This window comes from Methylobacterium sp. M6A4_1b (assembly GCF_053345175.1).
Genome location: NZ_JBKEZQ010000032.1, coordinates 1 through 20,103, shown reverse-complemented (window position 1 = coordinate 20,103; position 20,103 = coordinate 1). Strand labels below are relative to the sequence as shown.

At 70.2% G+C, this 20,103-nt stretch carries 24 protein-coding genes; 9 read left to right on the top strand and 15 right to left on the bottom strand.

What is annotated here, in order from left to right:
- The gene (locus tag ACLBWX_RS20605; protein ID WP_447678844.1) at positions 1 to 1,125 is read right to left on the bottom strand and encodes a UV damage endonuclease UvsE; all 1,125 of its coding nucleotides are present in this window, start codon (positions 1,123 to 1,125) and stop codon (positions 1 to 3) included.
- A 104-nt stretch (positions 1,126 to 1,229) separates the two neighbouring features.
- On the opposite strand from ACLBWX_RS20605, the gene ACLBWX_RS20600 reads away from it, so the two are divergent.
- From ACLBWX_RS20600 to ACLBWX_RS20585, 4 genes are all read left to right on the top strand, one after another.
- A complete protein-coding gene (locus ACLBWX_RS20600) occupies positions 1,230 to 1,604 on the top strand; it encodes a hypothetical protein (protein WP_447678843.1) in 375 nt (124 codons plus the stop codon).
- A gap of 127 nt (positions 1,605 to 1,731) precedes the next feature.
- A complete protein-coding gene (locus tag ACLBWX_RS20595) occupies positions 1,732 to 1,863 on the top strand; it encodes a hypothetical protein (RefSeq protein ID WP_447678842.1) in 132 nt (43 codons plus the stop codon).
- A complete protein-coding gene (locus ACLBWX_RS20590; protein ID WP_108040341.1) occupies positions 1,863 to 2,075 on the top strand; it encodes a hypothetical protein in 213 nt (70 codons plus the stop codon). Before ACLBWX_RS20595 ends, ACLBWX_RS20590 begins: the two co-directional genes overlap by 1 nt.
- A gap of 52 nt (positions 2,076 to 2,127) precedes the next feature.
- Positions 2,128 to 3,321, top strand: a complete 1,194-nt coding sequence (locus ACLBWX_RS20585) for an MFS transporter (RefSeq protein WP_447678841.1) — start codon at positions 2,128 to 2,130, stop codon at positions 3,319 to 3,321.
- Between the two features lie 7 nt (positions 3,322 to 3,328).
- Here ACLBWX_RS20585 and ACLBWX_RS20580 read toward each other — a convergent pair whose 3' ends face one another.
- Both ACLBWX_RS20580 and ACLBWX_RS20575 read right to left on the bottom strand, forming a co-directional pair.
- A complete protein-coding gene (locus ACLBWX_RS20580; RefSeq protein WP_447678840.1) occupies positions 3,329 to 3,982 on the bottom strand; it encodes a TetR/AcrR family transcriptional regulator in 654 nt (217 codons plus the stop codon).
- Between the two features lie 120 nt (positions 3,983 to 4,102).
- Complete coding sequence (locus ACLBWX_RS20575; RefSeq protein WP_447678839.1) at positions 4,103 to 5,332, bottom strand: acyl-CoA dehydrogenase; 1,230 nt, start codon at positions 5,330 to 5,332, stop codon at positions 4,103 to 4,105.
- A 184-nt stretch (positions 5,333 to 5,516) separates the two neighbouring features.
- On the opposite strand from ACLBWX_RS20575, the gene ACLBWX_RS20570 reads away from it, so the two are divergent.
- Entirely contained in the window at positions 5,517 to 6,767 is a 1,251-nt protein-coding gene (locus ACLBWX_RS20570) for a CaiB/BaiF CoA transferase family protein (protein ID WP_447678838.1), read from the top strand.
- Here ACLBWX_RS20570 and ACLBWX_RS20565 read toward each other — a convergent pair.
- Entirely contained in the window at positions 6,748 to 7,536 is a 789-nt protein-coding gene (locus tag ACLBWX_RS20565; RefSeq protein ID WP_447678837.1) for a fumarylacetoacetate hydrolase family protein, read from the bottom strand. The genes ACLBWX_RS20570 and ACLBWX_RS20565 overlap by 20 nt on opposite strands.
- Positions 7,537 to 7,941: 405 nt before the next feature.
- On the opposite strand from ACLBWX_RS20565, the gene ACLBWX_RS20560 reads away from it, so the two are divergent.
- On the top strand, positions 7,942 to 8,679 hold the full coding sequence (locus tag ACLBWX_RS20560) for a GDSL-type esterase/lipase family protein (RefSeq protein WP_447678836.1): 738 nt from the start codon (positions 7,942 to 7,944) through the stop codon (positions 8,677 to 8,679).
- Positions 8,680 to 8,755: 76 nt separating this feature from the next.
- Here the strand turns inward: ACLBWX_RS20560 and ACLBWX_RS20555 are convergent, their stop codons facing one another.
- The 5 genes from ACLBWX_RS20555 to ACLBWX_RS20535 all read right to left on the bottom strand — a co-directional run bounded on the left by ACLBWX_RS20555 (position 8,756) and on the right by ACLBWX_RS20535 (position 13,883).
- A complete protein-coding gene (locus tag ACLBWX_RS20555) occupies positions 8,756 to 10,474 on the bottom strand; it encodes an IlvD/Edd family dehydratase (protein ID WP_447678835.1) in 1,719 nt (572 codons plus the stop codon).
- Positions 10,475 to 10,493: 19 nt separating this feature from the next.
- Complete coding sequence (locus ACLBWX_RS20550; RefSeq protein WP_447678834.1) at positions 10,494 to 11,429, bottom strand: dihydrodipicolinate synthase family protein; 936 nt, start codon at positions 11,427 to 11,429, stop codon at positions 10,494 to 10,496.
- Positions 11,430 to 11,491: 62 nt separating this feature from the next.
- Positions 11,492 to 11,617 carry a hypothetical protein gene (locus ACLBWX_RS20545; RefSeq protein ID WP_447678833.1) on the bottom strand — a complete coding sequence of 42 codons (126 nt, stop codon included), beginning with the start codon at positions 11,615 to 11,617 and terminating at the stop codon, positions 11,492 to 11,494.
- A 274-nt stretch (positions 11,618 to 11,891) separates the two neighbouring features.
- On the bottom strand, positions 11,892 to 12,887 hold the full coding sequence (locus tag ACLBWX_RS20540) for a hydroxyacid dehydrogenase (RefSeq protein WP_447678832.1): 996 nt from the start codon (positions 12,885 to 12,887) through the stop codon (positions 11,892 to 11,894).
- A gap of 57 nt (positions 12,888 to 12,944) precedes the next feature.
- The gene (locus tag ACLBWX_RS20535; RefSeq protein WP_447678831.1) at positions 12,945 to 13,883 is read right to left on the bottom strand and encodes a 3-hydroxyacyl-CoA dehydrogenase NAD-binding domain-containing protein; all 939 of its coding nucleotides are present in this window, start codon (positions 13,881 to 13,883) and stop codon (positions 12,945 to 12,947) included.
- A 114-nt stretch (positions 13,884 to 13,997) separates the two neighbouring features.
- Here ACLBWX_RS20535 and ACLBWX_RS20530 point away from each other — a divergent pair, with 114 nt between their 5' ends.
- The 3 genes from ACLBWX_RS20530 to ACLBWX_RS20520 are packed head-to-tail and all read left to right on the top strand — an operon-like array spanning position 13,998 to position 16,613.
- Positions 13,998 to 14,990 carry an ABC transporter substrate-binding protein gene (locus tag ACLBWX_RS20530; RefSeq protein WP_082511050.1) on the top strand — a complete coding sequence of 331 codons (993 nt, stop codon included), beginning with the start codon at positions 13,998 to 14,000 and terminating at the stop codon, positions 14,988 to 14,990.
- Positions 14,991 to 14,998: 8 nt separating this feature from the next.
- Complete coding sequence (locus ACLBWX_RS20525) at positions 14,999 to 15,802, top strand: ABC transporter permease (protein ID WP_447678830.1); 804 nt, start codon at positions 14,999 to 15,001, stop codon at positions 15,800 to 15,802.
- Positions 15,803 to 15,818: 16 nt separating this feature from the next.
- The gene (locus ACLBWX_RS20520) at positions 15,819 to 16,613 is read left to right on the top strand and encodes an ABC transporter ATP-binding protein (protein ID WP_447678829.1); all 795 of its coding nucleotides are present in this window, start codon (positions 15,819 to 15,821) and stop codon (positions 16,611 to 16,613) included.
- 224 nt (positions 16,614 to 16,837) lie between these two features.
- Here ACLBWX_RS20520 and ACLBWX_RS20515 read toward each other — a convergent pair whose 3' ends face one another.
- From ACLBWX_RS20515 to ACLBWX_RS20490, 6 genes are all read right to left on the bottom strand, one after another.
- Positions 16,838 to 17,122 (bottom strand): hypothetical protein, encoded by a 285-nt coding sequence (locus tag ACLBWX_RS20515; RefSeq protein WP_447678828.1) that lies wholly within the window; start codon positions 17,120 to 17,122, stop codon positions 16,838 to 16,840.
- A gap of 78 nt (positions 17,123 to 17,200) precedes the next feature.
- Positions 17,201 to 17,434, bottom strand: a complete 234-nt coding sequence (locus ACLBWX_RS20510) for a DUF2171 domain-containing protein (RefSeq protein ID WP_447678864.1) — start codon at positions 17,432 to 17,434, stop codon at positions 17,201 to 17,203.
- 70 nt (positions 17,435 to 17,504) lie between these two features.
- Positions 17,505 to 17,774: a hypothetical protein gene (locus ACLBWX_RS20505; protein WP_447678827.1), complete on the bottom strand. Its 270-nt coding sequence runs from the start codon at positions 17,772 to 17,774 to the stop codon at positions 17,505 to 17,507.
- An 89-nt stretch (positions 17,775 to 17,863) separates the two neighbouring features.
- Entirely contained in the window at positions 17,864 to 18,064 is a 201-nt protein-coding gene (locus tag ACLBWX_RS20500) for a helix-turn-helix domain-containing protein (RefSeq protein ID WP_447678826.1), read from the bottom strand.
- A gap of 935 nt (positions 18,065 to 18,999) precedes the next feature.
- Complete coding sequence (locus ACLBWX_RS20495) at positions 19,000 to 19,296, bottom strand: hypothetical protein (protein ID WP_447678825.1); 297 nt, start codon at positions 19,294 to 19,296, stop codon at positions 19,000 to 19,002.
- 156 nt (positions 19,297 to 19,452) lie between these two features.
- A partial coding sequence (locus ACLBWX_RS20490) for an exopolysaccharide biosynthesis polyprenyl glycosylphosphotransferase (protein ID WP_447678368.1) occupies positions 19,453 to 20,103 on the bottom strand: 651 nt, incomplete at its 5' end.

The following is a 20,103-nucleotide window of genomic DNA, read 5'->3' as shown; positions in this document are numbered from 1 at the left end:
TCAGGCCGCGACCTCGATCTGCGCTGTCGGGAGTGCAGTGGCGATCTCGGCGGCGATGCCGGCCGAGGCGATGTTCTTGGATTTGGCCTCGATCTCGAAATCCGCCCAGGCCATGTGGCGGGCGACCAGGGCGTTGACGGCCCGGTTCCACATCATGTCGGAATGGGCGGCCAGATCCCGCCAGCTGTGGCCGGCCTCGGACAGGGTGGCGAAATCCGGCAGGGCCTTCGGGTCGTGGCCCTCCAGCAGGCCCTCCCGCGAGACGCTGATATGGGCGACCGGGCGGACGCCGCGCCAGGATTCGCGCACCCGGGCCACGCGGGGATCGTCCGGCTCGATGTATTCGCCCCGGCTCTCGACCCAGTGGTGATGCAGGTCGAGCACCACCGGCACGACGTCGGCCAGACCCAGCACCGTATCCAATCCGAAGAAATTCTCGTCGTTCTCCACGGTGAGGAGGTCGCGGGCGGTCTGGGAGAGCTCGGGCAGGCTGGCGCGGAACCCTTCGAGGCCGGGATCGCGGGCGCCGACATGGATGTTGATGTGCGCCCCGTGCGGGTGCCAGCCTCGGCCGTAGCCGAGCATCGCCATGAGCTCGGCATGGTGCTCCAGTTCCTCGATGCCGTTGCGCTGGGCGGCCGGATTCTGCGAGGCGATGACGCAGAACGGCCCGGGATGGAAGCTCAGGCGCACCGCCCCCGCCCGGGCGATGTCGCCGATCCGGGCGAGGCCGTCCTCGACGAGGCGGCGCATCTCGGGCTCGGCGTAGACGTCCTGCGCCACCGCGTGCGTGTAGCCGGGCAGGACGTTGCTGGCGATCCGCAGCAGGCGCTCGATCGGCTGGCGGTCGGCGACCCAGGTCACCTGCCGCTCCAGGGCGCCGAGGTTGTGGCGCACGAGACCCTCGAGCTTCGCCCGGCGCGCGACCGGCGCCAGGGTCTTCAGATGGGCCATGGTGGCGTGGGTCAGGTTCATCTGCAGGGTCGCCTCGCGGGCGGCCTTCAGCGTCTTGAAGGGCTCGGACGGCGGTTCGAGGATGAACTTGCAGCAGAAGCCGAGGCGAGGCCCTGGCTCGATTGGGCCTGGATCGATTCGGCTTGGAGCGGTCGGCGTTGGTCTGGTCATGGAGCGACAACGCGGCGGAGCGCCTTTGGTGCAGGGTCGGAACCGGTGACCGGATGCGGTGCGTTGCCCCCGCGCCGGCGGTCCCGTCGGCGCCGGAGGCCCCCATGGACGCCAAGCTCGCAGACCAGGTCCGCCGCGCGGCCGACCTCGCCCGCCGCCTGACCCTGGCCTATCCGCGGGGATCCCGCCGCGACGACTTCCCCTTCACGGTGGTGGCGGCCTTCGACACCGAGATCCGGGGCCGCGTCGAGCGCGACCGCCGGATCGAGGACGAGCGCGACCGGGTGCTCATCGCCGCCGTCAACTTCGCCGAGACGCCGCCCGAGGACGAACCGGAGGCCGTGGAGCCGGCCCGGCGCGTCCTCCTCGCGGCGATCGACTATCTCGAGGAGGCGACCCTGCGCTTCGGGATCGTCAACCGCGAGGGCGCCCGTCTCGGCTACGGCGCGGCCGGGCAGCGGGTCACGACCCCGTCCTGACGGTGCCTTCGGGGCGCGCCATCGAATTTGTGAGTTTCCGCCCTGCGACCACGCGCCGGTCCCGCGCGTTACCCGCATCCGCCGGCGCGGTTCCGGTGATCCGTCCCGCCTGCGTGGTTCCCTTCCGATGCGTCGCCTGTTCCCCATCTTCATCGCCGTCGTCGCTCTCCTGGCGGGGCTGATCCTGTTCACCTTCGTCAAGCACGGCGACACGGCCCACACCCAGCCCGTGCCGGAAGCCGGCGCGAGCGCCCGCTGATGCCGCGCTGGCTGCCGCTGGCGGGCGCCGCCCTCCTCGCCATCCTGGTGGTGATCGGCCTCGGCCTGTGGAAGTACGACCGCCTGCAGGAGGCGCGCATCGAGAACGGCGGACGCCCGGCCATTCCCGCCTGTGCGCCCGACCGGGTCGGCGAGACGGGGCTGGCCGCCAATTGCCCCGGCACCGCCTTCCCGCCCGCGAAGGCACCCTGAAGGACCGGACCCGGCGTCCGAGCCCCGGAGCGCAGAGGCGGAGCCTGGACGGATGCGCAGTCTCCCTGCCCGACCCGGCCTCGGTTCCTTCCCGGCCTTCGTGTTCCTGCAGGGCAGCCTCTATGCCGCCTACGGGATGGTCTCGCCATTCCTGCCGAGCTTCCTCGGCGCGCGCGGGCTCGACGCCTCCGAGATCGGGATCGTGCTCGCGGCCGGCACGCTGATGCGCCTCGTGGCCGGGCCGGTGGCGGGGCGGATCGCCGATCGCCTCGACGCCACGCGGACCGTGGTGGCCACCGGCGCGGCCGCCGCCGGCCTTCTGGCCTTCGCCACCCTCCTCGGGCAGGGCTTCCCCGCGCTCCTCGTCCTCGGCCTCGCACAGGCCATCGCGCTCGCGGGCCTCGCGCCCCTGGCCGATGCCCTCACCCTCGCGGCGGTGGAGCGGGAGCGCACCTTCGCCTATGGCTGGGTCCGGGGCGCCGGCTCCGCCGCCTTCATCCTGGCGACCCTGGCATCCGGCCAGGCGGTCGCCTGGGCCGGCCTGTCCAGCGTCCTCGTAACGAGCGGCCTGCTGTTCCTGCTCACCGCCCTCGCGGCGCGTCGGGTGCCCGCAGCCCCGCGGGCCGCTGAACTGGACGTGCCGGCCCCGCAAGACGCTCCTCGCCACGTCCTGCGCGCGCTACTGGCCGCGCCGCTCTTCCGGCGGGTGCTCCTCGTGGCGGCTCTCGTGATCGGCAGCCACGCCCTGCACGAGGCTTTCGCGGTGATCCGCTGGCGTGCGGCGGGCCTCGGCCCCGGCACCGTCAGTCTCCTCTGGTCGCTGGCCGTGCTCTCGGAGGTCGCGGTGTTCGTCCTGGGCGGGGCCTGGCTGCTGGAGCGCCTCGGCACTGCCGGGGCGGCGATGCTGGCGGCCGGCGCCGGGATCCTGCGCTGGGCGATCATGGCGACGACGGTGGCGGTGCCGATGCTGGCGATCGGCCAGGCCCTGCACGGCTTCACCTTCGCGCTGCTGCATCTGGCCAACATGCGGCTCCTCGCCGAACTCGTGCCCGCCCGCGACGGCGCCACCGCGCAGACGCTCTACGCGACCTTGGGCCTCGGGCTCGCCAACACCGTCCTGACCGGGCTCTCCGGGTGGCTCTACGGACGGTTCGGGGCGGACGCGTTCTGGGGCATGGCGGCACTCTGTGCCGTCGCCCTGCCGCTGGCGGCCGGCCTTCGGCACCCGGACTCACGGGCCGCCTGAGACGGGATCAGGGCCGGCACGCCCGCAGGAAGAAATCGAGCGACCGCTTCAGCGTCTCGCGCTTGACGTGGGTCATGCCCGGCCGCTCCAGGCCCAGCTCCGTCCGGTCGACGAAGCCCCGGATGGTCAGGCCCAGGAAGGCATCGGCCGCGTACCGGACATCGTCCACCGCGAGGGCGCCCGAGCGCACGCCGTCCTCCAGGCAGTGCTCCACGAGGGGCACCACCCGCGCCAGTCCGAAATCGTGGAGCGCCCGGGCGAATTCCGGGAAGCGTCCGGCCTCGGCCACCATGACCCGCCGGAACGCGATGCAGTCCGGCGTCACCACGGTCTCGAGGATCGCCAGGGCGATGCGGTGCAGCCGCTCCTCCACGGAGCCGGCCTCCGCCGCCACCTTCTCGATGGAGGGCACGTTCTCCTCGATGAAGCGCACGCACACCGCCTCGAAGAGATCCACCTTGGAGGCGAAGCGCGTGTAGATCGTCTTCTTCGACAGGCCGGCGGAACCCGCGATCGCGTCGATGCTCGCCGCTTCGAAGCCCTCGGTGAGGAACACGGTCTTGGCGGCGGCGAGGACGCGCAGCAGCACGTCGCCCTCGGTCCCGCGCGGCGGGCGACCGAGGCGTCGGGATGGCGGCGGCATCACGTCCCTCTGAGCCACGGCGCGGTGTCCTCTCCCCCGGGAACGATGCCAGTCCTCTCCGGAGAAGGCCAGGGAGGCGGGGCCTTCGCCGTGTGGACCGAGGGCCGGGGACGGCGAGCGTCCACCCGCCCCGCCTCGTCAGAAGAACGCCTGCAGCCCCGTCTGCGCCCGGCCGAGGATCAGCGCATGGACGTCGTGCGTGCCCTCGTAGGTGTTCACCGTCTCGAGGTTCTGGGCGTGACGCATCACGTGGTACTCGCCCATGATGCCGTTGCCGCCGTGCATGTCGCGGGCGGTGCGGGCGATGTCGAGGGCTTTCCCGCAATTGTTGCGCTTGATCAGCGAGATCATCTCGGGCGCCATCCGGCCTTCGTCGAACAGACGGCCGACCCGCAGGGCGGCCTGGAGCCCGAGGGCGATCTCGGTCTGCATGTCGGCGAGCTTCTTCTGCACGAGCTGGGTCTGGGCCAGGGGCCGGCCGAACTGCTTGCGCTCCAGGGTGTAGGACCGGGCCCGGTGCCAGCAATCCTCCGCCGCGCCCATGGCGCCCCAGGCGATGCCGTAGCGCGCCCGGTTGAGACAGCCGAACGGTCCCTTGAGGCCGGAGACGTCGGGCAGGAGCGCGTCCTCGCCCACCTCGACGTTCTCCATCACGATCTCTCCCGTGGTGGAGGCCCGCAGGGAGAGCTTGCCCTTCAGGGTCGGGGTCGAGAGGCCCTTCATGCCCTTTTCCAGGACGAAGCCCCGGATCGCGCCCTCGTGCGCCTCGGATTTGGCCCAGACCACGAAGACGTCGGCGAAGGGCGCGTTGGAGATCCACATCTTGGCCCCCGACAGGCGATAGCCCCCGTCGGTCCTCACCGCCTTCGTCTTCATCCCGGCCGGGTCGGAACCGGCATCGGGCTCGGTCAGGCCGAAGCAGCCGATCCACGCGCCCGAGGCGAGCTTGGGCAGGAACTTCCGGCGCTGCGCCTCCGAGCCGTAGGCGTGGATCGGGTACATCACCAGGGAGGATTGCACGCTCATCATCGAGCGGTAGCCGGAATCCACCGCCTCGACGGCGCGGGCCACGAGGCCGTAGGCGACGTAAGTCGCATCGGCGCCGCCGTATTCCTCGGGCAGGGTGACGCCGAGGAGCCCGCGCTCGCCCATCTTCCGGAACAGGTCCGGATTGCTGGTCTCCTGCGCGTAGGCCTCGACGATGCCGGGCAGGAGCTCCTCCTGCGCGAAGGCCCGGGCGGCCTCGTGGATGGCGCGCTCGTCCTCGGTGAGCTGGTCGTCGAGGAGGAAGGGGTCCTCCCAGGCGAAGCTCGCCGAAGCGGGGGCGGTGGGCGCGGCTGAGCCGGGCGGGCGCGTCGGGGCGTTCATGGCGGTTCCTCGGGGCTTCTTCGTGTTCCTCTGATCCTAGCAGGCCGCGCCGCGCAGGCCACCTGTGCGACCCGGTACTCCGGGGCGGGCGCGGGGCGGGCCGAAATCCTGATAGAGAGGCGCGGCTCGAAGCAGCGTCGCGGAGGCCGGAACAGGTGCCGCATTCACGAGAGGCAGACCCACCATGGCCGAGACGACGGCGCGCGAGGACGGCCCTCGTACCCTTCCGCGGCCACTGCCGCTCGACGGCATCCGCGTGCTCGACCTCTCGCGCGTGCTCGCCGGGCCCTGGAGCGCCATGTGCCTCGGCGACCTCGGTGCCGAGGTGATCAAGGTCGAGCACCCCGAGCGCGGCGACGACACCCGCGACTGGGGCCTGCGCACGGGGGCGACCAACACCTCGTATTTCGACGCCGCCAACCGCAACAAGCGCTCGATCACCCTCGACCTCGCCTCCCCGGAGGGCCTGGCCGTGGCGCGCGATCTCGCCCGCACCTGCGACGTGGTGGTGCAGAACTTCAAGACCGGGGGCGCGGATCGCCTCGGCCTCGGCTACGCGGCCCTGAGTGCCGAGAATCCGCGCCTGATCTACTGCTCGATCTCCGGCTACGCCTCGGACGGGCCGGAGGCGACCCGCCCGGGCTACGACATCGTGGTCCAGGGCGAGGCCGGCTTGATGGCGCTCAACGGCGAGGCCGAGCGGCCACCCCTCAAGTTCGGCCTGGCGGCGGTCGACCTCTTCACCGGGCAATACGCCGCGCAGGGGGTGCTCGCCGCCCTGTTCGAGCGCGAGCGCACCGGGCGCGGCCGCCACATCGAGCTCGCGTTGTTCGATTGCGGCCTGGCGCTCACGGCCTATTGCGGCCTGGAGGCGATGGTGCGCGGGCACGATCCCGTCCGCGCCGGCAACGCCCATCCGTCGATCGCGCCCTACGGCGTGTTCCAGGCCGGGGACGGGCCGATCGTGCTGGCGGTGGGCAACAACGGCCAGTATCGCCGTCTCTGCGACGAGGTGCTGGCGCGCCCGGACCTCGCCAGCGACCCGCGCTTCTCCACGAACCTGGAACGCTCGCGCAACCGCGCGCAGTTCCTGCCGGTGATCGAGGCCGAACTCGCCCGCTGGAGCCGGGCCGACCTCATCGCCCGGCTCGACGCGGCCGGCATTCCCTGCGGAGAGGTGCTGGGCCTGCACGAGGCCCTGACCTCCGACCGGGCCCACGCCGGCAACCTCGTGCTGCCCCAGGGCGGCGACGCCTCTCCCACCGCCCACGTCCTCGCCCCGCCCTACCGCCTCGACGGAGAGCGCCTGCCCGTGCGCCGCATGCCGCCCGCCCTCGGGGCATCGAGCGCCGAGATCCGGGCGGAATGCGAGGCGCGGCGCGCGGCGGAAGCGGAGCGCCCCTCGGTCGGCCCGGTCAAACCGGCAGGAGCGTGAACCCGAGGGTCTGGCCCAAAAACCGGGCCGTGATCCGGCCCGGTCCCGTCAGGTCGAAGGGCACCGAGAGCGTGCCGGTGGAGACGATGCTGCCGGCCGGAATGGTCATGCCGCGCTCGCGGGCCACGGCCATGAGGTCGGTGAGCGCGGCCAGGGGATCGGTCTCGTCCTCCCCCGTCACGGCGCGGACCCGCTCCGTCCCGTCGACCTCGACCACGAGGCTGCGGGCCAGGTCGGCGAGGTCCGCCGTCGCCACGACCGGGCCGAGCACCAGGGCCTGGAAGGCGGAATTGTCGGCCGCGAAGCTCGGCCAGCCGACGGCACGCCGATCGAGGTAGCGGGACAGAACGAGTTCGAACGCCGCCCGGGTCTCGCCGACGACCTCGGCGGCCGGGACCGCGGGGGCGGCGGGGGTGATGTCGCGGGCGATCACGTAGGCGATCTCGAACTCGATCGTCACCGCTCCGGTATGCGGCATCCGGAGTTCGGCCTCGTCGCCGTGGAGCCGGTTCCGCAGCACCCGCCCGGCGATGGAGCGACCGACCCCCGAGCCGCGCTTGCCCCTGTGGCTGCCGATGGCGAGTTTCCACCCGGCGGTTTCGGCGCCCAGCGCCGCCACCAGCAGATCCTGAACATCGTAGCCCTCGGCCATCGTCCGCGGGCGCACGGCCTCGGGCAGTTCCGCGAACTGCCGCCCCTCGCGGGAGGCCGCCAGCAGGATGTCCGCGGCGGGCTGGGGATCGAAGGCTTCGGGCATCGCTTCGGACATGGCGCACCTCTTCGCAGAGTCGGGAAGGGCCCAGGCTCTAGCGGATTTTTCGCGGCCGCGAAGGCATGATTCCTTCGTCCTGGTCCCAAACCGAACGCGAATCCCCGCCTCGAATGGCGCTGCTCCGATCCGCCGTGTCTGGGCAAGCGAGCGACGGCGATCTCAAGACGCTGGGGAGCCTTGCAATCTGTGCGCAGCACCGGCTTAACTGTGCAGCCATTCGCAAGGTCCGATATCAAGGCAGAACAGCTTCCTAATTATCAAATGATAATTGAAATTTACCGAGATAGATTTTACTTTTTATTCGCGTTAGGCTCGATTCTGAGTTTGATGACGCGTGTGCGTAAGGCAATTCCCTTGGAAATGCTTGTCTTGAATTGAATTTGGGGCATCAAGGTCTGTGAGATGTCGGTCGTCAATTTTGTAAAAGACAAGCCGCGTATCTTGCTGCTGCTCGTCGCCGTTCAGGCTATGTCTCTGGCCCTTCTGATCGCCGCCACCCTATTCGTCGTCAACAAGCTTGGCGGAGCATCGTATCTACTCTTCAAGATCAGGTACGGCAGCGACGTGTCGGGATGGAGCCAGGGACGGCGGGAGATGCTGGAAGCCGTCGACGTCCACGATCCGGAGGCCATCATCTTCATCGGCGATTCCATCACGCATCAAGCGGAGTGGAGCGAGTTGCTGCGCGATCCCCACATCAAGAATCGGGGTGTCGACGGCGAAACGACCGACCAGGTCCTTAGCCGGCTGGATGGCCTCAAGAAGATCCAGCCGCGAACGGTGATTCTCATGGTCGGGATCAACGATCTGGCGTCGCGAAAGCCGGAGGAGGTCTTTGCCAATATCGCGCTGATCGTCAAGCGGATTCTGGCACACAGCCCTTCCAGCAAAATCGTCATCCAATCTGTCCTGCCAGTCAACAATCAGGTCAAGTTTCAGTATCGCAGCAACGATGATGTCAGAAAGCTAAATTCCTTTCTGGTCGATTACAGCAGGCAGAACCAATTCCAGTTTGTCGACGTCCATCAAGCCTTAGTGGATCAGGGCGGAAATCTGGACAAGGCCTATACATTCGACGGTATTCATCTCAACGGCGCCGGGTATCAGCGCTGGGTCGATCTGCTGCGAAGCATCCGATAGTCGTTCCTGCATCGCGTCGACCGGAGGGCTGCGCCAGCCGGGGTGGCCCGATCTCTTCGATCGGGCGGAGACCGGGTCAGGGCGCATCGTCCCGCGCCGGCTCTGCGCGCAGGAAGTCGAAGTCGCAGCCCTCGTCCGCCTGCAGCACCGTCTCGTAGAACAGGCGCGCGTAGCCACGCCTCGCCCAGTCCGGTCTCCGGGCCGGGCCGAGGGCGGCGCGGCGGGCCTCGAGCTCCGCGCCGTCCACGAGCACATCGATGCGCCGGCCAGCGGTGTCGAGGCGGATGCGGTCGCCGGTGCGGACGAGGCCGAGGGGGCCGCCGACGGCCGATTCCGGCGTGATGTGGAGGACGATGGTGCCGAAGGCCGTGCCGCTCATGCGGGCGTCCGAGATGCGCACCATGTCCTTGATCCCGCGCGCCAGGATCTTCTTCGGGATCGGCAGGTAGCCCGCCTCCGGCATGCCGGGCGCGCCCTTCGGGCCGCCGTTCTGGAGGACGAGGACGTCGTCCGGCCCGACGTCGAGGTCGGGGTCGTCGATCCGCGCGGTCATGTCGGCGATGGAGGTGAACACCACCGCCCGGCCGGTGTGCTGGAGCAGTCCCGGACTCGCGGCACTGTGCTTGATCAGGGCGCCGCGCGGGGCGAGATTGCCGCGCAGGACCGCCATGGCTCCCAGGGGCTTGATCGGGTCGTCGACGGAGCGGATCACGCTCTGGCCCGGCACGTCCTCGGCGGCCGCCACGACGTCGCGGAGCGTCCCGCCCGCCACCGTCAGGGCGTCGAGGTCGATCAGTGATCCCAGGTTCCGGAGTAGGACCGGTATGCCGCCGGCATGGTGGAAGTGTTCCATGTAGTGCTGGCCCGAGGGCTTCAGGTCGACGAGCACCGGTACCCCGCGCCCGATGGCGTCGAAGGCCTCGAGGTCGATGCCGTGCGGCGTCCGATTCGCGATGGCGGTGAGGTGGATCAGGCCGTTGGTGGAGCCGCCGATCGCCTGGAGCACCACCTGCGCGTTGCGAAAAGCGGTGGTCGTGAGGAGTTCGCTGGGCCGGGGTCCGCCCGACACCGCCATCTCGGCGGCGCGGCGCCCGCTGAGTTCCGCGATGCGGATGCGCTCGGCATGCGGCGCCGGCACGGTGGCGCTCATGGGCAGGGCGAGGCCCAGCGCTTCCGTCACGCAGGCCATGGTGCTCGCCGTGCCCATCACCATGCAGGTGCCGACGGACGGGGCGAGCCGGCTGTTGACGGCCTCGATCTCGGCCTCATCGATCGCGCCGGCCCGGTGCGCGCTCCAGAGCCGGCGGCAATCCGTGCAGGCGCCGAGCACCTCGCCCTTGTGGTGGCCCACCACCATGGGGCCGACGGGGATGACCACGGTGGGCAGGTCGACGCTCGCCGCCGCCATGATCTGCGCCGGCAGGGTCTTGTCGCAGCCGCCGATGACGATGACGGCGTCCATCGGCTGGGCCCGCAGCATCTCCTCGGTGTCCATCGCCATGAGGTTGCGCAGGAACATCGAGGTCGGGTGCGCGAAGCTCTCGTGGATCGAGATCGTCGGGAACACCATGGGCAGGCCGCCGGCCAGCATCACCCCACGCTTGGCCGCCTCGATCAGGGCCGGGGCGTTGCCGTGGCAGGGATTGTAGTCGCTGGCCGTGTTGGTGATGCCCACGATGGGCCGGTCGAGGGCGTCGTCCGAGTAGCCCGCGGCCTTGATGAAGGCCTTGCGCAGGAACAGGGAGAAGCCGGCGTCGCCGTAGCTGGTGAGGCCCTTGCGCAGACCCTTGCTCATGCTCGTGTCCCGTTGGGTTCTAGGATGCCACGCGGGCGCGCGGGTCGACGCGGGCGATGCGCGACAGGAGGTAGTCGACTTCCCGCTTACCCTGCGCCGACAGGGCGGCAGCGGGCTTGCGCTGGGCGTCCGAGGCGAAGATCCCGCGCTTCTGGAAGACGTATTTGCGCACGGCCAGCCCCAGCGGCCCTTGCTGCTGCTCGTATCGCAGATACGGCAGGTGCGCGTCGAAGAGGTCGTGCGCCGCGTCGCGCTCGCCGGCCCGCGACAGGCGCACGACGTCGACGAGCATCTCCGGAAAGGCGTAGCCGGTATTGGCTCCGTCCGCGCCGCGCTCCATCTCGAAATCGAGGAACAGGCCACCATTGCCGGTGAGGATCGCGATGTGGCGCATCGAGCCGTCCTGCTCGAAGCCGCGCAGGGCGGTGATCTTGTCGAGGCCCGGCCAGTCCTCGTGCTTGAGCATGACGCAGGACGGGTTCTCGGTGACGATCCGGCGGATGACGGCGGGCGTCATCACCACCGAGAAGGTCAGCGGATAATCCTGGATCACGAAGGGGACGTCGGAACCGATCGCCTCAGCGGCGTTGCGGTAATATGCCACCACCTGATCGTCGGTGCGCAGGGTGTTGGGCGGCCCGATCATGACGCCGGCGGCGCCGAGTTCCATCACCTCGCGGGCGAGCGAGCGCATGGCGGCGAAGCCCGGGGCCGACACGCCGACGAGGACCGGCACGTCCACGCGCCCGATGACCCGCCGGGCGATGGCGACCGCCTCGGCATGGTCGAGTTTCGGGGCCTCGCCGAGCTGGCCCAGGATGGTGAGGCCGTCGATGCCCGCGCCGAGGAAGAACTCGGACATCCGGTCCAGGGAGGTTTCGTCGACCCGGCCGTCGGGATGGAACGGCGTCGGGGCGATCGGAATCACGCCCTTGATCGCGCTGGTGAGTGCCATGGTGTCCTCCATCGAAAAGCCTGTTCGCCCCGCGACCGCGCCGCTCCGGGGCCTCGCGCGCGTCAGACGATCGGGATCATCCCGCCATCGACGACGGCGCCCTCGGCCGCCAGGGCCGTGGCGATGGCGCGCCCGAGGCTTCCGGCCCCGAGGACGAGCGCCGTCCTGCCGCGCAATCCGAGATCCATCGGCCTTGTCCTCCGCGTTGATCGCTCCCGACGGGCGGTCGAGGCGTGTTCCGGGGGCGGTACGCTCCTCCCTCCGGCGGAAGGCCGTTCTACAGGCTCGCGGAGGCGACGATAAGCGGGGGCGGCGACGTTCTCCCGGCCCGGGCGAAAAACCCGCCGGGGCGGGGCCGAACGCCGGTGCGAGCCGGTGACTCGGACCGGATGGGCGTCGGCGTCGATCGGGCGCCGGTCGTGGCCGAGCCAGGCTTGGATCATGCGGGCGAACCGACCGTGATCAGTCCGTCCGCCGAAGGGCCTCCGGATTGACGAGGTTCGGCGGCTCGGCGCCGCGCAGGATGCACAGCATCGCCTCGGCGGCCCCGAGGCCCATCACCCGCAGACTCTCGGCGCTGGTGCCGGCGACGTGCGGGGTCAGGAGCATGTTCGGGCAGGCGAAGTAGGGATGGTCCGCTGGCAGCGGCTGCGTCGCGAACACGTCGAGGGCCGCACCCCCGATCGCCCCCGCCCGCAGGGCCGTCGCGAGGGCCTCGTCCTGCACGATGGGGCCGCGCGCCACGTTGATCAGCACGGCGTCGGGCCGCATCCGACCGATCAGCCCGGCATCGACGAGGCCGCGGGTCTCGGGCGTCAGCGGGCAGGCGACGACGACGGCGTCGCTTCCGGAAAACAGGGTCTCGCGGTCCACCGGCTCGATCAGGCCGCCGGCGGTGCCGCCGCTGCGGGAATGGCCGAGCACCCGCATGCCGAAGCCGTGGCGGGCGATGGCGGCGACGCGGCGGCCGATCTCGCCGGTTCCGAGGATGCCGATCGTCGTCCCGCCGATCTCGCCGAGGTCGCTCGCCAGGGACTTCGCCGGGAGCCAGCCGCTCTCGCGCAGGGTCCGGTCCAGGGAACCGAGCCGCCGGCGCAGGTGAAGCAGGGCCGAAAAGACGTACTCGGCCACCGCCTGCGTGTTGCTGCCCGGCAGGTTGGCCACCGGGATGCCGCGGGCGGTCGCCGCCTCCAGGGGCACGAAGTCGAGCCCGACGCCGTGGCGGACGATGCCGCGCAGGTGCGGCGCGTGGTCGAGGATGTCGTCGGGCAGCTGCGCCCGCACGATCAGGCCCGCCGCCTCGGCCGCCAGGGTCCGCAGGGTCTCGGGGCGGGTGTCCGCGGCGGTGACCACCCGGGCCGCGCTTGAGAGCAGGGCGACGGCTTCCGGGTGGATGGGGTTGGTGAGGACCACCAGGGGGCCGAGGTCGGGCGATCGGTCGGGCCGGGATGCGCTCACGCTCTGTCTACCTTCGAAAATCGGGGTGGATCGGGGATCGGCCGGCGTGCGGAGGGCTCAGGACCCCTCGACCGCCACTTCCGTTCGAGCCTTGAGGATCTCGATGAGGGCGCGGTCGCGGCGCTCGGCCAGGGTCTGGAGCGAGCGGCCGGCGGCCTCCGCCTCGACCCCGGCCACGATCCGGTCCTTCACGTCCTCGGTCAGCTCCGGGGTCCCGAGGCTGGCCCAGCGCCGGACCTGGCTGGGGCCGAGATGGTCGAGATAGTGCCGAATACCGCCCTCCCCGCCACCGAGATGATAGGTCATGTGCGGGCCCATCGCGGCCCAGCGCAGGCCGGGGCCATTGCACAGGGCGGCGTCGATGTCGGCGACGCTCGCCACCCCTTCGGCCACGAGGTTTACGGCCTCCCGGTACAGGGCCGAGGCGAGGCGGTTGGCGATGTGGCCCGGCATCTCGCGGTTGAGCACCACCGGTCGGCGCCCGAGCCGGGCGTAGAAGGCGGCGGCCCGCGCCGCCGTGTCGGCGTCGCCGGCCACGATCTCCACCAGGGGTACGAGGTGGGGCGGGTGGAACGGGTGCGCCACCAGGATCCGCTCGGGCCGGTCGCAATCGACGACCAGGGCGCTGCGCAGCATCGCCGAGGTGCTCGACGCGACGAGGATCGCGGGAGGCAGCAGGCGATCGACCTCGGCCAGCAGCGCGCGCTTGACCGCCTCGTTCTCCGGCGCGTTCTCCTGCACGAAGCCGGTGCCGGCGAGCGCATCCTCCAGGCGGTCGTGGAAGCGGAGCGACCCCTGCCCGCTCAGGCCGAGCGTGGCCAGTTGCGCCCGCGCCGCCTCGATCGCTCGGGCGGCGCCCGCCTCGAACCCAGGTGCCGAATCGCAGGCCGCCACGTCGAGCCCGTGGGCGAGGAACAGGGCCGCCCAGCTGGCGCCCAGGGTGCCGCAGCCCAGCACGGTGACCCGTTGAATTTCATCCGTTTCAATGGCTGTCAAAACTCTCTCCCCGGCGGGTTTACTTTCGAATCCAGAATACGCTTATTCAACCGCGTACCGACCGTTTTCGCGTCGGACGAAGTGGGCGACACGACCCGCGACCGGAGGACACCGATGTTCAAGCGCCACGCGACCACGCGCGCCGCCCTGCTCGTTCTCGCGACCCTGGGAGCCCTCGGCAGCGCCCGGGCCGAGGACGTGGTGCGCCTCGGCAACCTGAAATTCGCCCATTACGGCGCCATCTCCTACATGAAGGAGATCGCCCCGAAATTCGGCCTGAAGATCGACGAGAAGGTCTTCGCCAAGGGCGCCGACATCTACCCCGCCATGGCGGTGGATCAGATCGACATCTCCGCCTCCGGCGCCGACGGCGCGGTGGCCGCGCGCGGCAACGGCGTGAAGCTCTACGTCGTGGCGGGCTTCGCCAATGGCGGCGTGCGCATCCTGCGCCGGCCCGACCTCGACAGCGTCAAGACCCTGAAGGACGTGAAGGGCCTCAAGGTCGCCACGGTCCGCGGCGGCACCCAGGACCTGATGCTGCTGGCCGAACTCGACAAGCACGGGATGACCTGGTCCGAGCGGGCCGGGAAGGACGTGCAGCTGATCTACTTCAACAACTACGCCGACCTGAATCAGGCCCTGTCGCAGAAATACGTCGACGTGATCTGCCAAAGCGAGCCGCAATCGACCCAGGCCATCAGCGCCGGCTACGCCACCGAGGTGGTCAAGCCCTACGATACCCCCATCGGAGTGCCGGTGCGCCCCCTGGTGATGACCGAGAAGATGTACAACGAGCGTCCCGAGGTCGCCGCCAAGGTGCTCAAGCTGTTCGTGGCCGCCACCAAGGCCTTCATCGACGACCCGGCGCTCGCCGAGAAGTACGTCCGCGAGACCGTGTTCAAGGGCCAGCTCTCGAGCCAGGATTTTCGCGACGGCATGGCCAACGCCAAGTACACCTACGACGTGCCGGCCGGACACATGCAGACCACGACCGACTACATGATGAAGTATGGTCTGGGTAAGATGGTGAACCCGCCGAAATCCGATGCCGAATGGGTGAAGACAGACCTGCTCGAAAAGGCCAAGGCCGAACTCAAGACGAACTGAGCGCCAGCATGAACCGGCTTCGCGGCGCCATCGTCCCCCTGGTCCTGCTCGTGCTGTGGGAGATCCTCAGCCGGGTGGGGGTGTTCTCCCCCATTGTGTTGCCGCCGCCGAGCGCGGTGGCGATGAAGTGGTATTCCGGCCTCCTGCCCGGCCTGCCCTACGACCCGGCCACCGAGAGCTACTGGCACTGGATGTTCTCCGGAGAAATGCCGCACGACGCCGTGGCGAGCCTCACCCGCGTGATCATGGGCTTCTGCGTCGGCGCCGGCCTCGCGGTGCCGGTGGGCCTCCTCCTCGGCACCAGCGACCGGCTCTACGCGCTGTTCAACCCCCTGCTCCAGATCCTGCGGCCGATCCCGCCCATCGCCTACATCCCGCTCGCCATCGTCTGGTTCGGCCTCGGCAACCCGCCGGCCCTGTTCCTGATCGCGCTGGGCACCTTCTTCCCCGTCCTGGTCAACACCATCGCGGGGGTACGGCAGGTGGATTCGATCTACATCCGGGCGGCCCGCAACCTCGGGGCCAATTCCTGGACCATGTTCCGTCGGGTGATCCTGCCCGCGGCGAGCCCCTTCGTGCTCGCCGGCATGCGGATCGGCATCGGAACCGCCTTCATCGTGGTGATCGTGGCCGAGATGATCGCGGTCTCCGACGGACTCGGCTACCGCATCCTGGAGGCCCGCGAATACATGTGGTCCGACAAGATCATCGGCGGCATGCTCACCATCGGCATCCTCGGCCTCATCATCGACGGGGCGATGTCGCGCCTCAACGACCACCTCCTGCGCTGGCATCGCGGCCTTGAACGCTGAACCGGGACGCCTCACCATGTCGGCGCAGATCGAGATCGCCCAGGCCAGCAAGGTCTTCGGGACGGGGGCCGGCGCCGTGCCGGCGCTGGACGACATCTCCGCGACGGTCCCGGAGGGGCAGTTCCTCTGCCTGCTCGGCCCGTCCGGCTGCGGCAAGTCCACCCTGCTCAACGCCATCGCGGGCTTCACACCGCTGAGCCAAGGGCGGATCACCATGGGGGGGTGCCCCGTCACCGAGCCGGGGCCGGACCGGGGCATGGTCTTCCAGGAATACGCCCTGTTTCCCTGGATGAACGTGGAGGACAACGTCCGCTTCGGCCTCGACATCCGGGGCGTGCCCCGCGCCGACGCCACGGTGACGGTCGACCGCATCGTGGCGACCCTGGGCCTGTCGGATTTCCGGAAGCGCTATCCGAAGGACCTCTCCGGCGGCATGCGGCAGCGCGTGGCCATCGCCCGCATCCTGGCCCTCGACCCGCCGGTGATGCTGATGGACGAGCCCTTCGGAGCCCTCGACGCCCTGACCCGGCGCACCCTGCAGGACGAGCTTCTCCGGATCTGGGCCGAGTACCGCAAGACGGTGATCTTCGTGACCCACTCCATCGAGGAGGCGATCTACCTCGCCGACCGCATCCTGGTGATGACCTACCGGCCGGGGCGCATCAAGCGCGACATCACGGTGGAGATCCCGCGCCCGCGCGACACCGCTTCGGGCGAGTTCAACGCCCTGAAGCGGGAGCTCGCCGGGCTGGTGATGGCCGAGCAGCAGCGCTTCACCAGCGCGGAGCTGCATGGCACGGCGGTGGATTGAGGGGGCGTTGCCTTCGGGACGTCGGGGGGGGGCGGAGGTTCCGGGCGATCGGTTCGCCCTCCGGGGATTGCCATCCGGAGACAAGAACGCCCGCAGGCCGGTGGGCCGCGGGCGCCGAAGGTTGTTGCAAATCACCCGAGGACCAGCACGGGCAGCGCGAAGAAGAAAGCGGTTCTCGCGGCGGCTGGCAAGAAGAAAAACGGAGCCTGATCGGCGACCCTTGTTCAGAACCGGCCCGGTCGCAGCCCCTCGGACAACCGAAGCGCTTCGAGGACGGCCTTGCCGATGCGGTCCGCCTCGTCTTCGCCCGCGGCATTGGCCAGCACGACGGCCACGGGCCGCGGTACCGACAAGGCCTGCGCACCGACCGTGACCTGAAGCTCGTCGCCGTGCGGCGCCTCGATGCGGCGCAGGCCGACACGCAGGCCGGCGGCATCTCCGAAGACGCGCTCCAGGCCCGCCAGGGCCTCCCGGCTGGTGCCGAAATCGCCCGTGATGACGTCAGCCATGCGTTCTCCTCCATCGGGTCGGCGGGGCGGATGCGCGAGCCCGGTCGCCTCCGGACTCAGCGAAGGGGCGCAGGGCGATCAGGAGGTTGACCATTCCCGCCTGACCTCCTCCGCCGACCGGTCGAGCCGCACGGTGTTGCCCTCGACGGACTGGACGAAATCCACCGGGATGAAGTGGTGGAGGCCGCCCGCGTCCGGATCCCTCTTCGTCAGCTTGATCTCGCCCTTGTCGACGTGATCGACCGTGCCGACATGCGCACCGTCCGAACCGACGACGTCGGCATGTTCCTTGATCTGCGAGACATCGACCATCGGCGTCACTCCCTGTCGCAAGGTCAACGGGAGCGGCGTGGCGGTGTTCCAGGTCCGGGACGAGGCTGCGTCAGACATCGGCACCGGTCGGGGCCTCTCCGTCGCGCCGCGCTGCGCGGGCCATGTTGATGAGTTCGCGGGCCGTGAGCCCGCGCGCCGGGACCTCGGATGCCTCAGGCCGCGCCATGGCGCGCCGGACCGTAGCCAGAACCGGCCGGCCGAGGGCGAGCCCGCTGGACCGTAGCGTGGCGTCCTGGCTCCGCCAGAGACGGCGCAGGCGCATCGCCCGGGAGTCGCTCGCCCGGGTGCGCCCCACCAGCCTGTCGATCTCTGCCGTCATTCGTCCTCGCCCCGTCCTCGTCGGCGGCGAATAGCAAAGCTTGATCGCCGGCGACATTCTTGAAGTGGCGGGCATCTGCTCTACCGGGCCTATTCGTCCGGCGATGCGATCAGGTCGTCTGGCGTGACGCCGAGCGCCCAGGTCAGCCGGCCGAAGGCCGCGAGGTCGACGGCCTCGCCTTCGCCCCGCTCCACGGCCTGAATCGTCGAGATCTCGGCGAGGTGGGCGAGGTTCTCGACGGGCAGGCCGAGACGCAGGCGGGCGGCGCGCAGGTTCCGGGCGAGTTTCATCAGGAGGGCGCGCGTTTCGGCGGACCGATCGGACATGTCCAGCATAGGGCGTACGGCACCGATCTGCGGTCAGGCCCTTCGGCGTCTGGCGCTTGGCCGAGCACGCGTCCGGCCCGCGCGCCTTCATCGATCCTTTACCATGATGCGTCATGGTCCGATCAAGCCGGTGGCGGCCTCGCGGCGCCTGACCGGCGACGGCCATGCTGCCGGATCGGGTGACGCCGGATGTACGCGCACCTGATCCCGGCGGCATGCCCGTCGGCCGTCCGCGCCGACGCCGAGACATGCTCGCGAAACCCTCTCCCCCGGTCCTGCGTTGATATCGGTCACCCGGGCAGGATCTCGTCTCTAGGCTCCTCACGCGGACCTGAGCGGCCTGTCTCAAACCGACGCATCGGACGGTCCGGCATGTCTCTCCTCTTTGCTCTCGCCCTCATCGGCATCCCCATGGCGCTCGCGGCGATGGAGCTGGTTCGCATGCGCGCCTCCCGCCCTCTCTAGGACGGGCAGGCCGGGTCCTCGGCGGGACCAAGTCGCCGCCGGGATGGATCCGCCAGGGCTGGCCCCATCCGCGGTCGAGTGGGAAAGCGCGGAGCGGGGCCACGCCGACAGCGCTCCGACTTTGGCCTACGCCCAGGGTGGCGGCATCCACCCACGACAGGTTCCGCACCCCGGTTCCCTCCCGTTGCGGTTCGTCCTGCATCGGACCGGTCCGACGGGCGACTAGCCGCCGTCACAGTCGCTTCCGTCCCAGGGTCAGCGGTCGTGCCGCAGTGGGAGGCGTCGCCCTCGATCATTGCGGGTTGGCAAGGCGACCTGATCGTCGGCAGACCAACTGTCCTTCGAGGTCGGCGTCCTGACGGAAGCCGATACGGGCAATCGGCCTGTTCCGCTCCGGCCCCCTCCCTTTCCGACGAACGTTCCGCGCGAGCGGATCAGCGCATCAGTCGGTCTTGGATGAAGCGGTCCCTACGACGCTTGGAGACGTAGGACCGGGCCGCGTAGCCCAACGCGAAGCCCAGCGCGACCATCACCAGGACGGCGAGAAACTGGACCAGGAACGAGATCAGGACTCCGAGCGCGACGCCCACGGCGAGGAACGCGTAGCCGGTCCCGCGCGTGCGTGGCTTGCTCATCTCCACGGCGGCGGCCAGACGGACGACCTGAACGTTCCGCCGGATCGCGCCGCGGAGGGACTCGAACTTGGCGCCGAAGGCGTGGGAGGCGTGCATCGAGGGGCGCTCTACGTGAAGGCGGGTCGTGAGTCGGCTGCAGGCCAGCATATCGTGATCGCGCCGGCCTGGTGAAGTCCGGCTTCGGACACGTCCGGCCGCTTCGGCGCGCGGCCGGGACGCCGGGCGATCCTTGGGCCGGGCGTGCGGATCCGCTCAGAACGCGTTGGTACGGCGGGTGATTTCGGCGAGGACGGTGCGTACGAGGATCTGGATGTCGAGGCGCAGGCTCTGGTTCTCGATGTACCAGAGGTCGAGGGCGGCGCGGCGCTGCATGTCGGCCAGGGTGGGGGTGGGCCCGCGCGAGCCGTTGATCTGGGCCCAGCCGGTGATGCCGGGCTTGACGGCGAAGCGCTGGCGGTAGGTCGGGATCTCGGCGCCGTAATAGAGGTCGTGGGCCAGGGCATGGGGGCGGGGACCGACCAGGGCCATGTCGCCCTGGAGGACGTTGAGGAGTTGGGGCAGCTCGTCGATGCTGGTCCGGCGCAGGAGGGCGCCGACGCGGGTCACGCGGGCATCGCCGCGGGTGGCCTGGTGCACGACCGCCCCGTCGTCCAGCACGCGCATGGTGCGGAACTTGTAGATCTGGAAGGCGCGCCCGTCCTTGCCGGTTCGGGTCTGGCGGAACAGGACGGGGCCGCGGCTGTCGAGGCGCACCAGCAGGGCGACGAGGACCAGCAGGGGGGCCAGGAGGACCAGGGCGAGGGCGGCCAGGACGGGATCGAGGGCGGGTCGCAGGGCCGCCAGGTTCGGGCGCGGCCGGGCCAGGCCGACGGTCTCCGAGGCGACGGCGACGCTCGTGCGGGC